Origin of the sequence: Citrobacter sp. SX206 (genome assembly GCF_024181025.1) — a bacterium.
GTDB lineage: Bacteria > Pseudomonadota > Gammaproteobacteria > Enterobacterales > Enterobacteriaceae > Citrobacter > Citrobacter youngae.
The window spans coordinates 4014989-4030492 of sequence record NZ_CP049738.1; the positions used below are offsets into that span (position 1 = coordinate 4014989).

Consider the following 15504-nt stretch of genomic DNA (forward strand, 5'->3'; position numbering starts at 1 on the left):
AGCGCCAGAGCGGTTTTCCATCCTGCCTCAACAATCCTCAATAATCAGATACACCGCCTTCACCGGGCCATGCACCCCAACTACCTTAATAAGCTCAATATCCGCCGTCGAACTGGGTCCACTGATGATGTTAATGCACGATGGCATACGCTCGCCGGCCTGAGCCTTCTGATGCAGTTTTTCTGCCAGTTGCGCCACGCGCGGCAGGATAGCGCTTTTGCGTAGCACGAAAATTGAGGACTCCGGCAGCAGGCTAATTGAACGCCCACGCTCCGGTGCGGAAAACAGCACCACGCCGCCGGACTCGGTCAGGCCATACTCGGCATACACCACGCCCACTTTCGCCTGCTCGGCCTGAGTAATATTTTCGCTGCCACGCGCCGGATCCCAGACCACGGCGTTACATTCCTGTTGCAAGCGTTCGGTAATGCCCAGCGCCGCCAGCCGGCTGTCGCCGCTGATGACCACCGGCTGACCCAACTCTTCGCACAGGCGTTGCGCGGCTTCTGCGGCCTGGTCTTCGCGAGTCAGCTCACAGCGAGCCAGCATCACCTCGCTGGCAAACTGGACAAACGCATCGCAGCGCTGCTGCGGGCTAAGTTCGGTCAGGCGCTCGTTAGCATAGTTGTTCACCGGCGCGGCATCCGTTTGCGGCTCAAAACGCAGCGGGCGGCCCAGCGCCTGGGCGATGGTGTCTAAAAATGCGGTACGGTTATCCATTCTTTTTCTCCTGCGCCTGATGTTTCTTAAACCAGCTGCGGAAGCTCTCACCGTCGGCATCAGGAAGATCGCGCGCCTCCATCCAGTCACCAATCGCGCCAACCTTGAGCGGGGTTTTGCCACCGTTGATAAACCAGCTCGCCGCATGTGCGCCCGCCATCATCCCGACTTTCCACAGCCCCGGATGGCTATTGGCATATGCGAACATTTTTATCGCCCGCCGCTCGGCTTTCGGCGTAATGCCCTCCTCAGCCATCACCCGGCGATGACGCAGGATCAGTTTTGACAGCGGAATCTTAACCGGACAAACGCTGTCACAGGCCGTGCATAATGAACAGGCGTATGGCAGATCTTTAAAATCTTTATAGCCGCCGAGCAGCGGAGAGATCACCGCGCCGATAGGGCCGGGATAGATAGAACCATAACCGTGTCCGCCAATGTGGCGGTACGCCGGGCAGGTGTTCATACAAGCCCCGCAGCGGATGCAGCGCAGCACATCGCGAAACTCTGAACCCAGCACCTGCGAGCGCCCATTATCGACAATCACCAGGTGGAACTCTTCCGGGCCGTCGACGTTATCCGCCTCACGTGGGCCGGTCAGCCAGGTGTTGTAGCCCGTCAGACGCGCGCCCACGGCGCTGCGCGCCAGCATGGTGATCAGCACATCCACCTCGGCAAAGGTCGGTGCGATACGCTCCATGCCCATCACCGCAATGTGCGTTTTCGGCAACGTGGTACACATCCGCGCGTTGCCTTCGTTGGTCACCAGGCATACAGAGCCGGTTTCCGCCACAGCAAAGTTACAGCCGGTAATACCGATTTCGGCACTGAGGAAATCCTCGCGGATCTTCTGGCGAATGAATAAGGTCATCGCCTCTGGCGTTTCCGGGCCGTCATACCCCAGACGCTCATGCAGCACGCGGCGGATCTGATAGCGATCTTTATGAATAGCCGGGACCACAACGTGCGAAGGCGGATCCTGATCCAACTGCAGGATATATTCGCCGAGATCGGTTTCGATCACCTGAATTCCGGCATCCTGCAGCACATGGTTGACACCGATCTCTTCGGTCACCATCGACTTGGACTTCACCACCTTCTTCGCATTTTTACTCTGCGCAACCTGCAGAATATAGCGGGTGGCGTCTTCTTTGGTTTTGGCGAAATAGACGTGCCCGCCGTTTTCCGTCACTTTCTCGGAGAGTTGATACAGGTAAGCATCGAGGTTGCTCAGAACGTGGTCGCGGATCTGGCTGGCACGATCGCGCCAGTCTTCCCAGTGGCCTAGCTCATCAACCATTTTCTGCCGATTCGCACCAATACGCTCCTGCGCGTTGGCCACGGCTTTGCGCATGATCGGATCTTCGATCTGCTGACGAATGCGCAGTTTAAACTCTACATCGCTGGTTTTTATCGACATCTCTTTCCCCTCAGCGGCTCATCAGCACTTCAGCAATATGCATCACTTTGACCGGCTGGCCTTCGCGTTGCAGTCGGCCGCCAATGTTCAACAGGCAGCTGACGTCAGCGCCGATCAAAAACTCCGGCTTCGCATCCATCAGATGTAAGACTTTCTCTTTCACCATCTCACCGGATATCTCGGCCATCTTGACCGAGAACGTCCCGCCAAAGCCGCAGCAGGTATCCTGATCGGCAAACGTCATCAGCTCCAGCCCGCGCACGTTTTTCAGCAGCGTCAGCGGCTCTTCCTTCACTCCCAGCTTGCGGGTCAGGCTGCAGGAAGGATGATATACCGCGCGGCCCTGCAGGCTGGCGCCGACATCCACCACACCCAGTTTGTTGACGATAAAAGAGGTGAGATCCTGCATACGTCCGGCAACCTTCTCGGCGCGCAGCGCCCATTCAGGCTCATCCGCCAGATACGTCGGGTAGCTTTTTACCGCGTAGGTGCAGGAGCCTGCCGGGGAGATAATTGGATCGTCGTTGTCTTCCAGGGCGGCGATCAGGTTTTTCATCCCGGGGATCGCCTCTTTGATGTAACCGCTGTTGATGGCTGGCTGACCGCAACACCCTTGCTTCTCGGGGAAATTAACGTGACAGCCCAGTTTTTCCAGCAGCAATACGGAGTCTCGTGCCATCCGTGATTTCAGGGCGTCACCAATACAGGTAACAAAGAAATTTACATTCACAATAATTACTCCATTGCTTCATTTCTGTTTATTGCGCTTGATATCGCTATATCACGCCCAGTCTTCTGTTTGCTGGTTTTGCCGATGTCTGGGTTCATGGTGTTTGTTGGATCATGCTCCTGAGATGGTCGATTTCCGCTTCTTATATCAGGACCATCCTAAATGCCTGTATTTTCATTTGTATGACAAAATCAAATAATCCTCCAATCAACTCGTACATGCAATACCCTGGTTTATTTCTTTCGGCCTCGCTCACATTTTTATATTGAAAACCAGCGCGTTATGAACAGCTTAAAAATAGTTTCAGGTGCTGACTATTCCTGTCACTACCATTAATAAAAAGGTTATTAAATAACTATTTATAGGTACTTGGCCGGCTCTTAAGTATATTTATCTGGCATTGAATTTTAATTAAAAGATTACAATAGTTACAAAACCATTAATCATAATTACTTTATTCACTGAAGCGATTCAGTTTGCATCTTTTATTTACACGGCAATATAGCCTTCCCGCCATAAATATAAATCAGGTTTAATAAACCAATCAGGAATAGCAATGAACGAATACTTTATGTTTGCCCTGGCACTCTCTCCGTTACTACTTATGGTATTTTTAATATTGAAATTGAAAATGCCTATCCATTATTCCGTGCTGATCTCTTTAGTATTCACCGCGGCGCTGTCGGCTGTGTTCTGGGAGATGCCCGTACAGAATCTAAAAGCCGCGATAGGCTATGGCGCACTGAAGGGATTATGGCCGATTGTGATTGTGATCCTCGGCGCCATCTTCAGTTATAACGTTATGCAGGCGACCAAAGCGCTGGATATTCTGCGCGATATTCTCGCCAGCATTAGCGAAGATAAGCGTATTCAGGTGCTGCTGATTTCATGGTGCTTTGGTGGATTTCTTGAAGCCGCGGCGGGTTATGGTACAGCAGTCGCTATTCCGATCGGTATTCTTATCGCACTGGGTTTCAACCCGCTGAAGGCGGCAATAGCCTCTCTGGTGGCAAATACCGTTCCCACCGCATTCGGTGCAGTCGGGATCCCGGTTTCTATTCTGGCGGAACAGGTTAACCTGCCGGTTTATACCTTAGGCGGAACCATTATTCTGCAGCTCGCACTGTTTAATATCCTGCTGCCATTTGTGATTGTCTGTATTATTGGCGGCGGTCTGAGAGCCATTCGCGGCGTATTTTTAATCACGCTGATTTGCGGTATTACCACGCTGGTTCCGCAGTATTTTGTCGCTATTCATCTCGGCGCTGAATTACCCGCCTTTGCCGGTAGCCTGGTCAGCCTGTTTGCCGTGGCGATGGTTAGCCGCCTGCGCAAAGGGCAAACCGATCCTGAATGGCGAATTGAAGTCAGCCATAACCGCGAAACCACGCCGCGTTCGGCAAAAGTGTTGTTCCGCGTGGGTTCTATCTATCTGTTTATTTTTGTCTTTATCCTGCTGTGTTCGCCGCTGTTCCCGACGATAAAAGGCGCAGCCTCACAACTGGCCTCGGTGCTGCATTTCACGCTTGCCGACGGCAAAACGCTGGCGCTGAAGGTTGAATGGGTGACCACCCCGGGGATGCTGATCATCTTTGCGACTATTATCGGCGGCTTTATTCAGGGGGCGTCCGCGCGCGGGATGCTGGAAGTGTTTATCAAAACCATTTTCCAGCTTAAAAATTCCATTGTGGCGATTATGGCGATCGTCGCACTGGCCACGGTGATGGATCTCAGCGGGATTATCTCCACGCTGGCGCAGTCGATTGTCGATCTGACCGGCAGCTCGTACGTCTTCCTCGCCCCGGTGATTGGCGCGCTGGGCACGTTCGTTACCGGCAGCGATACCAACTCGAACATTTTGTTCGGAAAACTGCAAACCATTGCCGCCAGCAAACTGCATATCGATCCCAACTGGCTGGCGGCGGCCAACACCTCTGGCGCAACGGGAGGGAAAATGATTTCGCCGCAGAGTATCGCCATTGCGGTTTCAGCCACAAAAATGGACGGTCAGGCCAACCAGATCATGTCTGGCACCATGAAATACTGCTGCGCCTATATCGTGATCCTCGGCTTAAAGGTTGGCCTCTTTTATTACTGGTTTATGGCGTAAACCATTGTCAACCCCGTCAAATTCGCGGCAATCGTATTTGACGCAATGGTGAACTAAAAGGTTTACACCGACCCGGAATCGGAACGACGTCACTGGCTTTACGATTTGTCGGCGCTGACTACAATAGCGCCGATGTTTCAAATCGAGGATTGTTGTTATGTTGTTCTGGAAAAAGATGGTGAAGAAGTTCGACGCCTTTTCCGCGTTGATCCCACCACGCTACTTCCGGGTGTAATGCCTGATGGCGCTTCGCTTATCCCGCCTACGTTTAACGCTCTTTTGTAGGTCGGATAAGGCGCAAGCGCCGCATCCGGCAGCGACCGCAGAGTAAAGCACGTCTCCTTTCACTTACGCAGCCTGCACGCCCTTAACACCCTGACCCACAAACGAAGCCACGCAAAACGGTAGATCAGCGGATGCTGAAATCGTAGCAATGTCAGAAACATCATTCCCCCGCGCTAACGAAACGTTGGCAGCAGACCAAATACATCCAGAACAACCGTCAGATAGACAACCGCTCCGCAGACAATCACCAGGTTAAGCACGGTGTTATTACAGGGCGCGGTATAGCTGCTAGTTGGAAAACGTTTCCGCGCGGCTTTCACCAGGAACGGCGGCAGGATCACGCTCCAGATGGTAAAGGCCAGGCCGGCGTAACCAATCGCGTGCACAAAACCATTCGGGAAGAAGGAGCACACGGCAGCCGGGGGGAAGTAGGTCACCAGCGCAGTTTTCAGGCGGCCCATGCCGTCATCCGGGAAGTGAAACAGGTCGGCGATGTAATCGAACAGTCCAAGCGTTGCCGCCAGCAGGGAACTGGCTACCGCGAAGTTGCCGAAAAAGGTGAGGATCAGATCCATATAACGGCTGGTGAACAGCCCGCTGATGGCCTCGACAAACACATCGATATTGCCGCCTTTGGCGATAATCGGCGGGAATGAGGAACGGCTGATGTTACCCATCGTCACGCCCAGCCAGAAAATATACAGCAGCAGAGCAAACAGCGTACCGATGATAATCGAACGCGTAATATTCGAGACTCCGCTTGTGCCATACAGTTTGACCAGGCTCGGCACGTTACCGTGAAAACCAAACGAGATGATGCAGAACGGCAGCGTCATCAGGATATACGGCAGATACTGCGAATTGGGCAGCGCAACCGCCACGCTGTCGATGAGTTTTGCCACTTCGATATGGCCAATCAGCCCGGAGAACGTGGCAAAGAACGCCACAAACTTACCGATAATCAGCACGGTAGTGATGCGTCCGACCAGTAAGGAACTATACCAGGCAATCGCCCCTACCAGCATACTGACGATCACCACCGAGATATTCGCCGGAAAGCGCACGCCGCTGTATTTGAACACAGTTTGTGCCATCACCGCCGACGAACCGGAGATATAGGCATAGGTCAGAATATACAGCACAAAGCCGAAAGCGATACCCACCACGATATTCCACTTCCGGCCTAATAAATCCTGAGTAAAGGTATTAAAACTGGCACCGGCGCCATAATGCAGATTGACTTCAACCAGCATCAGACCGGTTAATAACATCATGATGGCGATAAAGAGAAGAATAACAGAGGCACCGGGAAACCATACGCCGGCCATCGCAATCGGCAGGGAGAACATCCCGCCACCCACTACGGTCGCGATAACCAACATGGTTCCGCTAATCAGTCCGGGGGTACTACTCTGTCGCTCAATGGCATTAATATCCATGATAAATGTTCCTGTAGACTATTCGTTATAATTACAGCTGTCATTTGTACATCATGCGGATAATAAAAATGTCGGAGTCAGGGTTTACTTTTTTTAGTTATGTCACGGTAACGGGCACCGCAAAGGCTTCCTGTTCATGGAAAAGGAATACAAAAAAGCCCCATCACGTGATGGGGCCATAACTATTTTTTAGATGTAATCAAAGCGTGCAGTAAAGAAACGCAATTGCTTCGGCTCGTAAATAAACTTCAGCCCGCGAATATCTTCTTTGTGCTGGTAAAGTTTAATAATGCCGTCAGCCACGACATCCATATGTGCGTAGGTATAAACACGACGTGGAATAGTCAGACGCACGGTTTCCAGTTTCGGTCTGTGGTGTTCACCGGTCACGTTATTACGGCCCGCAGAGATAATTCCGCGCTCCATGCTGCGCACGCCGGTTTCCACATAGATGCTGGCGGCCAGACTTTGTGCCGGGAACTCGTCCTGCGTCAGATGCTCGCAGAAGCGACGCGCATCGAGGAATACCGCGTGACCGCCTACCGGTTCAACAATCGGTACGCCAGCGGCTTTCAGCTTATCGCCCAGGTAGCGAACCTGCTTCACGCGGTGCTCAATGTACTCGTACTGCATAGCTTCGCGCAGGCCAATCGCCATGGCTTCCATATCACGTCCGGCCAGGCCGCCGTAAGATGGCATCCCTTCGTAGACCACGACTAACTCTTTGGCAGAAGAGAACATTTCGTCATCGTTCATGCACAGGAAGCCGCCGATGTTCACCAGACAGTCTTTTTTACCGCTCATGGTACAACCGTCGGCGTAGCTGAACATCTCATGCACGATCTCGGCGATGCTCTTGTTCTCAAAGCCCTGCTCTTGCTCTTTGATAAAGTAGGCGTTTTCCACGCAGCGGGTAGCGTCGTAGAACACTTTAATGCCATGCGCTTGTGTCAGTTCACGCACCGCACGCATGTTCGCCATGGAGACCGGCTGCCCACCCGCGAGGTTAACCGTCACCGCCAGGCAGATATACGCAATATTCTCTGCGCCTTTTTCATCAATCAGCTTTTGTAATTTTTTAAGATCGATATCACCTTTAAAAGCAATATTCAGACCGGCATCGTGCGCTTCGTCACGAACGATATCGATAAACACCGCGCCATTCTTTTCCTGATGATAACGGGTGGTAGTGAAATACATATTCCCGGCAACATATTGCCCGGGTTTAATAGCCAGCTGCGATAACAGGTTTTCTGCGCCACGCCCCTGGTGAGTCGGAACAATATGTTTAAAGCCAAACAGTTCCTGCACTGTTCTTTCCAGATGATAGAAGTTTTCGCTGCCCGCGTACGCTTCATCACCCATCATCATTCCGGCCCACTGCTTGTCGCTCATTGCGTTAGTGCCACTGTCTGTCAGCAGGTCAATATAAATATCTTTCGAATTTAACAGGAAAGTATTGTAACCCGCTTCCTGCATTTTCTTAAGGCGCTCATCACGCGGGATCATAGATACAGTTTCAACGCTTTTAATACGGAAGGGTTCTGCCGGATAATTCATTTTGTTTCTCCAGTAACAGTGGTCATGTACGTATTAATGTGAAGTAAATCATACCTGGTTCATCAACAAATCCTGATGAAATATAACTATTCGCCTCCTGAGCCAGGGGGAGAAATAATGTGGAGGCACTATGCAAGATTTGATTGATTATGGAAATAGCCCGGTCAACATTAATCACTGGCAATAATTTAAAAAGCTGTAAATGTGAGTGATGTAAATCACACGTCATTTTTTTACCCGTTAATATTCAACAAGTTTTTTTTTGCGTTTCGATTTGCCATTCGCCGTAGTGTGTCTGTGGAGAGTGGAAATACTGAAAACATAACTTTCCAGGCTGTGCGCATAATGTATTCGTGAATGAGTACACCTCATTTTGTGAGAGTCGGATCACTTCACGGAGTAATATTTGTGATTTACATCACCAAAAGTGTAAAGCAAAGTGTACAAAACGGTGTTGATTCAGAGTTTACTATTTGCTTCAGTGAGTTAGATCGCATTTTTGGCCTGATGTAGAGGAGCGTTATTTTCTGGAAATGGCCGGTATTTAGCGGACTGGAGGTGAATGGATTTACACGGTGAATAATACCGGATTTATTGGGGTGAAGGCGTTTTCTATTTATTCCAAAAGCGTGCTATTCGCGCTTATTTCATCGTATTTACATCTGGACTTTCCCCAGTTTACTGGCGTCATTTACAGGGGTTTTATTAGCGCGATGCAAAGGTGTTGGCGCACCAATGCATCGCTGATCGCAGTAACTATTATCGGAGAATAGCCACCATGACTGATACGCATTGTATTGCAGTTTCGTTTGATCCAGAAGTGCACGCCGCAGATAACCGTCGCCTGAAGGTGGGTTATGCGAGCCGTTATCCTGATTACAGCCGTTTGCCGGTGAAGTACGTTCAGTTTCCGTCCATCGTGATGAAAGGCCAGTGGCTGAAAGCCGCCGGATTCGACACCGGCACCGACGTTGATGTGCGGGTGATGCAAGGCTGCATCGTATTAACCGCCCGCGCCGCCGAACCCGAAGAGTCAGAACTGATGAAATCCCTGCGCGCCGTGGAAAAGCTCTCCGCGCGTAAGCAAAAGCAGGTACTGGAGTTTATCGGGGTAATTGCGGGGAAAGCATTGAAGGGGTGAGTGTGTGATTGTCATTATAATTGAGGCGCCTGCGGGCGCCTTTATTGAGCGTTTGTAGATATAGAGATAAAGCGACGTCGATAGTGTATCGGCCTCCCCCCTCTTGATCAGGTGATATTTTGCGAGCATCATCGCAATTATTTACCTGATAATGAAATCAATGACTTTCTAACGCTCACCATTTACCGAAGCGGTTAACCACTCCGGTAACTGTCGGCGTTATCTATAAGTTTTTTTTAATTAAATATTTTCTATATCATTCAGCAAGCGAACTAAAGAACGTCCTAAAGCAGCAGCCATGTTAACTGGTACGGCATTTCCAATTTGCTTATAGATAGAATTCATAGATCCTTTAAACTCCCAGTTATCGGGGAAAGTTTGTATTCTGGCATATTCTCTTACTTGCAATGGCCGAGTTTCTATAGGATGACATCTCTCTGTTTGTTTTTGAGCTGGAGATGTTGTAAGAGTTAAGCTCGGTTCATCTAAGGAAAGACGCCTAGCCATACCTGTCTTCCCTCCCCCTAAGAAGTAACTGCCCTGCATATATTCCCGTTGTAGCTCATCACTCAAATCTCGCCAATAGCCACCGGGAGGTACATGCTCCATTATTTCTTTCTTTCTTTTTGGGTATATTTGCCCTACTGATTCGGAGACATCATCCTTATACAACTCACCTGCATACAGAGCGTCTCTTAATGTCATGACTCTATGAAAATAGGATGGCCATTTAAATTCAACTTTTTCTGAAAGGTCTTTTCGTATGCCCACAAGTATCAATCTTTCTCTTTTTTGAGGAACTTTATAGAAGATTGCTTTTAATACTTTTGGTTCAATAAGTTCATAACCCAGCTCGCTAATAACGTCTTTTATGGCGCACAAGGTTCGACCTTGTTCATGAGTCAATAAACCTCGCACATTTTCAGCCATAAATACTTTCGGTTGAAGTTCTTTTATAGCGCGTGCAAATTCAAAGAAAAGAGTACCCCGAGTATCTTCGAATCCTAATTTTTTCCCCGCATACGAAAATGCCTGACAAGGAAATCCTCCCGTAAGGATATCAACTTTATTATTTATTTTAGTAAAATCAATCGTCGCGATATCACCTTCCACAACATTCCAATTAGGTCTGTTATGCCTTAATGTATTGCAAGCTGATTTATCTATCTCATTTAAGAATATTGAATTTAAGCCAGCCTGCTCTAAACCAATGGCCAATCCACCAGCGCCAGCAAAAAGTTCAACAAGATTATAATTGCGAAGTGGGCGAGTATTTAACTCATCATCCCACTGGCTTGTTAAAAGCAACTTTACATCTTCTAAATGCTGAACTTGCTTACGATGAATTAGCGTTCTTTTCGAATCCGGGCATATAACTGCCTCTACAACTCCTTTTCTTACCCAGCTTTCGAGTGTTTTCTTAGATTCTGATAATACGTCAGCTAAAACTTCCAAAGAAAAGTAATCATTTTGATTGAAGGAATCTATCAATTGGACATCACTCATAGGACGCTTCCATTATAAATTTAAAAGTACTGGTTTAGTATACAGTATGAGCCTTATCATGTGAAGTTCTTTGTATCATAACGTATCTATTTTATTGTTTTTTTTAGATTTTAACGTATAAATACATGAGATTACAAATCTTGATGCAAAAATAAAACTTTAACTTAAGGCATTACTATGACCACACAAGAAATTAAAGAATCTATGCACGAACAAATAAAAAACCTCGCACGGCGCATCATAAAAATAGATGATAGGGTCACACAAAAAAAGGCAGACATTGATGATGGTGATACAAATCTTTTTTTTAGAAACCTTTTTGGAGATGATTTAATCTTAATAACAAAAGTCATGCAGTCATTACAAACAAGTTTCGGGATGTCATTTTATGAGCAAGCGTGTAAAATTCTAGGAGAACATGTTGGTTATCAAGTAAAAACCCAATTTGTATTAGAGGGCAATATAACTCCCAGCGTATCCTCGTACCTTGAAAGAACTTTAAATAATTATCATTACATACCAAACAGAAGCCAAGAACAGGACGAGATAGATTCTATATCTGTATTCACATCTAGCCCTCTAAGATATCCAGATAGCATTGTTGATGTTTTTATAGAAAAACCAAATGGGGAAGAAATTTATATAGACATTACAACAGTAAAACCCAATAAAAAAGAATTTAGAACAATGAAACGTAAAACATTAGAATGGTACGCTTTAAGAAAAAGCACTAACCCCAACGCACAAGTCAAACCATTTATAGCAATACCATATAATCCAGAATCGCTTACAACTAATAACTACAGAAGACATGCTGGACAGTATGATCGCAGAGATTTACTTGTAGGAGATGAGCTATGGATGTTAGCTTCAAATAACCTTTTCGGTTTAAATGATATGAATAAAATTTTTCAAGAGCTAGGAGAAGAAACAAAACAAGTAGTAAAATCTGCATTCCAGTGATAAATTATCACTAATAAGCTGCGAGGCTCTTAGCCTCGCTCCTGGAACAAGTAATCCCACAATCAACATTCATAAAATAATGGAAAGCACATCCTTAAATTAATAAATTCTTCTTTAAAAAATTAAAATACAGGTCAATGTTTTTTAATATTTCGGCAAGATTATCAACTGGAAATAAATGCTATCCAATCCGATGGTATTACTGTAATTACGCGTGTCATCTAAACTACATAGAATTATTCAGTTTTGCATAATAAAACAGACTGATATTCCCTTTTCGCTTCGCATCCAGAGAATCAGCACACCACTGTATCATTAGCCTATGTTCGCCAAGATACCCAGCCTTATGGATGCAAACCACACGTACAGAGTTACGTTCCTGATGTCTGAATCAGGTTGACTTAGGTTGAGTGAAAAAGCGAGGAAAGCCTTGCGGATACTGGATTTCAGGCACAAAAAAAGACGTCCGTTGACGTCTATTGATGTTCCGATGGTGCCGAAGGCCGGACTCGAACCGGCACGTATTTCTACGGTTGATTTTGAATCAACTGCGTCTACCGATTTCGCCACTCCGGCACGGAAGGGATGCGGAAAACGTTGTGGATTATACCTGTCGTGCGCCACCATGCAAGCGCCAGCGTGTGTCTGGCCTGCTAAGTGTTGAAAATTTCAGCATTACCTTTCTTAGCTGCAACCCTCATCACAGTTTACCCGCTTCTTAATCCCCCCTTCTGCGAAGCGTCCCGTTTCCCCATGCTCTACACTTCCAGTTCAACACCACACTGAGGGAAACACGATGTCGATGATAAAAAGCTACGCCGCAAAAGCGGCGGGCAGCGAACTCGAACTCTATGAATATGATGCGGGCGAGCTCAAGCCGGAAGATGTCGAAGTCCAGGTCGATTACTGCGGTATCTGCCATTCCGATTTGTCGATGATCGACAACGAATGGGGATTCTCTCAGTATCCGCTGGTTGCCGGGCATGAAGTGATTGGTCGCGTGGCAGCGCTCGGCAGCGCGGCGCAGGATAAGGGTCTGAAGGTTGGTCAGCGCGTCGGTATTGGCTGGACGGCGCGCAGCTGCGGACATTGTGACGCCTGTATCAGCGGTAATCAGATTAACTGCCTGGAAGGGTCCGTTCCTACTATTCTCAATCGCGGCGGCTTTGCCGAGAAGCTGCGAGCCGACTGGCAGTGGGTGATCCCGCTACCGGAGAGCATTGATCTGGCGGCGGCTGGCCCCTTGCTGTGCGGCGGTATCACCGTGTTCAAACCGCTGCTGATGCACCATATCACCGCCACCAGCCGCGTCGGGGTGATCGGTATCGGCGGCCTGGGGCATATCGCCATTAAGCTGTTACACGCGATGGGCTGCGAAGTGACCGCATTCAGCTCCAATCCGGCGAAAGAGCAGGAAGTGCTGGCGATGGGGGCGGATAAGGTGGTCAACAGCCGCGATCCGGATGCGCTAAAAGCGCTGGCGGGCCAGTTCGATCTCATCATTAACACGGTTAACGTCGATCTCGACTGGCAGCCCTATTTTGAAGCGTTGGCTTACGGCGGAAACTTCCATACCGTCGGCGCGGTGCTGAAGCCGCTGCCGGTGCCGGCATTTACCTTAATTGCCGGAGATCGCAGCATCTCCGGTTCGGCGACCGGGACGCCATTCGAGCTGCGCAAGCTGATGAAGTTTGCCGGTCGCAGCAAGGTGTCGCCTACCACCGAGCTGTACCCGATGTCGCAAATTAACGAAGCAATCCAGCACGTGCGTGACGGCAAGGCCCGCTACCGCGTGGTGCTGAAAGCCGACTTCTGATGCCGGGCTCAGTCCCGCAAGGGACTGGGCTTATTGCCCGTTACGAAACGCGAGCACCGCCTGGCGGCACTGTTCCGTCACATGCTCAATGTCATGGTTCACGTCGATGCGGGCAATATCTTTCTCATCGTCCTGCGGGCACTCCAGCGCGTCGAACTGGCTTTTGAGTAATCCCACTGGCATAAAATGCCCTGCCCGACGCTGCATGCGCGCCAGAATAGTCTCGTAGTCGCCGTCCAGCCACAGAAAATGCACATTCGGGCTGCCCTGACGCAATATATCGCGGTACTGTTTTTTTAATGACGAGCAAACAATAAACCCGGTCTCGTTCTTTTTATATAAACTGTATGAGGCGTCATTTAATCGCGCTAGCCACGGCAGTCGGTCTTCATCGGTTAATGGAATACCGTCAGACATTTTATCAATATTTTTAGCGGGATGGAGATCGTCGCCATCAATGAATTTAGCCGATAACATTGCGGCAATTTTGCTGCCAATTAAAGATTTACCGCTTCCCGAAACGCCCATCAAAATATAACTTTCCCCGGCCATTGAAAAAACTCCAGATTCATATTCCATGGCGCGATACTACGCCTTCCACATTGCAGAATTCACCTTTTTTCGCCGCGACTGAGCAGATTTACAGGGCGCATCACGTTATGCGTAACATTGTAGTGTAACAATTTCTCAGCGTGATCTGCATCACAAATAATAACAATTAAAACCGTTTAAATGCTGCCGAGGTTACTACCTGACCAGTGAGGCATTTATGCAAGTCAAAACCCAATCCTGCGTTGTCGCGGGTAAGAAAACTGTTGCCATTACCGACCAAAATATAGAATGGAATAATAAAGGAACGCTGGTACAAATTACCCGCGGGGGAATTTGTGGTTCCGATTTACATTATTATCAGGAAGGCAAAGTCGGTAATTTTACCGTTAAAGCGCCGATGATTTTAGGCCATGAAGTTATTGGTAAAGTAGTGCACAGCGATTCAACAGAATTACATGAAGGTCAGTCGGTGGCGATTAATCCGTCGAAGCCCTGCGGTCACTGCAAATACTGTCTGCAGCATGAAGAAAACCAGTGTACGGAAATGCGCTTTTTTGGCAGCGCCATGTATTTTCCCCACGTCGACGGCGGCTTTACTCAGTTTAAAACTGTCGATACTGCGCAGTGCATCCCCTACCCTCAAGAGGCCGATGAAAAAGTCATGGCCTTTGCCGAACCGTTGGCGGTCGCGATCCACGCCGCGCATGAAGCGGGCGACCTGCAGGGCAAGCGCGTGTTTATCTCCGGCGTTGGGCCTATCGGCTGCCTCATCGTCAGCGCGGTAAAAACGCTCGGCGCGGCAGAAATCGTCTGTGCGGATATCAGTTCACGTTCGCTCTCGCTGGCGCAACAAATGGGAGCCGACACGCTGATTAACCCGCAGCAGGACTCGCTCGATGAGTGGAAAAAAGAGAAAGGCTACTTCGACGTCAGCTTTGAAGTCTCCGGCCATCCGTCCTCAATCACCACCTGTCTGGAAGTGACCCGCGCGAAAGGCGTGATGGTGCAGGTCGGCATGGGCGGCGCGGTGCCGGACTTCCCAATGATGATGCTGATCGGCAAAGAGATCGCGCTCAAAGGCTCATTCCGCTTTACCACCGAGTTCAACACCGCGGTGTCGTGGCTGGCGAATAACGTTATCGATCCGCTGCCGTTACTCAGCGCCGAATATCCGTTTACCGACCTCGAACAGGCGCTGATCTTCGCCGGGGATAAAACCCAGGCGGCGAAGGTCCAGCTCGTTTTCGAAGACATAAAATAAG

The 15504-nt window shown here is 49.0% G+C and carries 12 protein-coding genes and 1 tRNA gene; 5 read left to right on the forward strand and 8 right to left on the reverse strand.

The genetic code is table 11. The features are described from left to right. Nucleotides 1–27: 27 nt before the first annotated feature. The 3 genes from G8S19_RS19410 to G8S19_RS19420 are packed head-to-tail and all read right to left on the reverse strand — an operon-like array spanning nucleotide 28 to nucleotide 2870. Nucleotides 28–720, reverse strand: a complete 693-nt coding sequence (locus G8S19_RS19410) for a lactate utilization protein C (protein WP_086523568.1) — start codon at nucleotides 718–720, stop codon at nucleotides 28–30. After that, nucleotides 713–2140: a LutB/LldF family L-lactate oxidation iron-sulfur protein gene (locus tag G8S19_RS19415; protein WP_016149492.1), complete on the reverse strand. Its 1428-nt coding sequence runs from the start codon at nucleotides 2138–2140 to the stop codon at nucleotides 713–715. The genes G8S19_RS19410 and G8S19_RS19415 overlap by 8 nt, the downstream gene beginning before the upstream one ends. Nucleotides 2141–2150: 10 nt before the next feature. Then, on the reverse strand, nucleotides 2151–2870 hold the full coding sequence (locus G8S19_RS19420) for a (Fe-S)-binding protein (RefSeq protein WP_005134137.1): 720 nt from the start codon (nucleotides 2868–2870) through the stop codon (nucleotides 2151–2153). A gap of 556 nt (nucleotides 2871–3426) precedes the next feature. Here G8S19_RS19420 and G8S19_RS19425 point away from each other — a divergent pair. After that, nucleotides 3427–4980, forward strand: coding sequence for an L-lactate permease (locus tag G8S19_RS19425; RefSeq protein WP_253685756.1), 1554 nt, complete (start codon nucleotides 3427–3429; stop codon nucleotides 4978–4980). Nucleotides 4981–5438: 458 nt separating this feature from the next. Here the strand turns inward: G8S19_RS19425 and G8S19_RS19430 are convergent, their stop codons facing one another. Then, the gene (locus G8S19_RS19430; protein ID WP_253685758.1) at nucleotides 5439–6704 is read right to left on the reverse strand and encodes an aromatic amino acid transporter; all 1266 of its coding nucleotides are present in this window, start codon (nucleotides 6702–6704) and stop codon (nucleotides 5439–5441) included. A gap of 189 nt (nucleotides 6705–6893) precedes the next feature. Further along, entirely contained in the window at nucleotides 6894–8264 is a 1371-nt protein-coding gene (locus tag G8S19_RS19435) for a tyrosine phenol-lyase (RefSeq protein WP_124020765.1), read from the reverse strand. A 778-nt stretch (nucleotides 8265–9042) separates the two neighbouring features. Between G8S19_RS19435 and symE the strand changes: the two genes are divergently transcribed. Then, a complete protein-coding gene (gene symE, locus G8S19_RS19440; RefSeq protein ID WP_124020766.1) occupies nucleotides 9043–9405 on the forward strand; it encodes an endoribonuclease SymE in 363 nt (120 codons plus the stop codon). 240 nt (nucleotides 9406–9645) lie between these two features. Here the strand turns inward: symE and G8S19_RS19445 are convergent, their stop codons facing one another. Continuing rightward, nucleotides 9646–10911, reverse strand: a complete 1266-nt coding sequence (locus G8S19_RS19445; protein ID WP_126320210.1) for a DNA cytosine methyltransferase — start codon at nucleotides 10909–10911, stop codon at nucleotides 9646–9648. Between the two features lie 177 nt (nucleotides 10912–11088). Here G8S19_RS19445 and G8S19_RS19450 point away from each other — a divergent pair, with 177 nt between their 5' ends. Then, nucleotides 11089–11874, forward strand: coding sequence for a TdeIII family type II restriction endonuclease (locus tag G8S19_RS19450; RefSeq protein ID WP_124020768.1), 786 nt, complete (start codon nucleotides 11089–11091; stop codon nucleotides 11872–11874). 491 nt (nucleotides 11875–12365) lie between these two features. On the opposite strand, the gene G8S19_RS19460 is transcribed toward G8S19_RS19450, so the two are convergent. Further along, nucleotides 12366–12450: transfer RNA gene (locus G8S19_RS19460), tRNA-Leu, on the reverse strand. A 220-nt stretch (nucleotides 12451–12670) separates the two neighbouring features. Here G8S19_RS19460 and G8S19_RS19465 point away from each other — a divergent pair. Continuing rightward, nucleotides 12671–13690, forward strand: coding sequence for an NAD(P)-dependent alcohol dehydrogenase (locus G8S19_RS19465; RefSeq protein WP_003839634.1), 1020 nt, complete (start codon nucleotides 12671–12673; stop codon nucleotides 13688–13690). Between the two features lie 30 nt (nucleotides 13691–13720). On the opposite strand, the gene idnK is transcribed toward G8S19_RS19465, so the two are convergent. Next, nucleotides 13721–14242: a gluconokinase gene (gene idnK, locus G8S19_RS19470; RefSeq protein ID WP_048212820.1), complete on the reverse strand. Its 522-nt coding sequence runs from the start codon at nucleotides 14240–14242 to the stop codon at nucleotides 13721–13723. A gap of 217 nt (nucleotides 14243–14459) precedes the next feature. Here idnK and idnD point away from each other — a divergent pair, with 217 nt between their 5' ends. Continuing rightward, the gene (gene idnD / locus G8S19_RS19475; RefSeq protein WP_142879586.1) at nucleotides 14460–15503 is read left to right on the forward strand and encodes an L-idonate 5-dehydrogenase; all 1044 of its coding nucleotides are present in this window, start codon (nucleotides 14460–14462) and stop codon (nucleotides 15501–15503) included. The last annotated feature ends 1 nt before the right edge of the window (nucleotide 15504 follow it).

Excerpts from the sequence above, each read along its gene's own strand:
- G8S19_RS19410 (WP_086523568.1), bottom strand. The coding sequence starts at position 720 with ATGGATAACCGTACCGCATTTTTAGACACCATCGCCCAGGCGCTGGGC.
- G8S19_RS19415 (WP_016149492.1), bottom strand. The coding sequence starts at position 2,140 with ATGTCGATAAAAACCAGCGATGTAGAGTTTAAACTGCGCATTCGTCAG.
- G8S19_RS19425 (WP_253685756.1), top strand. The coding sequence starts at position 3,427 with ATGAACGAATACTTTATGTTTGCCCTGGCACTCTCTCCGTTACTACTT.
- G8S19_RS19430 (WP_253685758.1), bottom strand. The coding sequence starts at position 6,704 with ATGGATATTAATGCCATTGAGCGACAGAGTAGTACCCCCGGACTGATT.
- G8S19_RS19435 (WP_124020765.1), bottom strand. The coding sequence starts at position 8,264 with ATGAATTATCCGGCAGAACCCTTCCGTATTAAAAGCGTTGAAACTGTA.
- symE (WP_124020766.1), top strand. The coding sequence starts at position 9,043 with ATGACTGATACGCATTGTATTGCAGTTTCGTTTGATCCAGAAGTGCAC.
- G8S19_RS19445 (WP_126320210.1), bottom strand. The coding sequence starts at position 10,911 with ATGAGTGATGTCCAATTGATAGATTCCTTCAATCAAAATGATTACTTT.
- G8S19_RS19450 (WP_124020768.1), top strand. The coding sequence starts at position 11,089 with ATGACCACACAAGAAATTAAAGAATCTATGCACGAACAAATAAAAAAC.
- G8S19_RS19465 (WP_003839634.1), top strand. The coding sequence starts at position 12,671 with ATGTCGATGATAAAAAGCTACGCCGCAAAAGCGGCGGGCAGCGAACTC.
- idnK (WP_048212820.1), bottom strand. The coding sequence starts at position 14,242 with ATGGCCGGGGAAAGTTATATTTTGATGGGCGTTTCGGGAAGCGGTAAA.
- idnD (WP_142879586.1), top strand. The coding sequence starts at position 14,460 with ATGCAAGTCAAAACCCAATCCTGCGTTGTCGCGGGTAAGAAAACTGTT.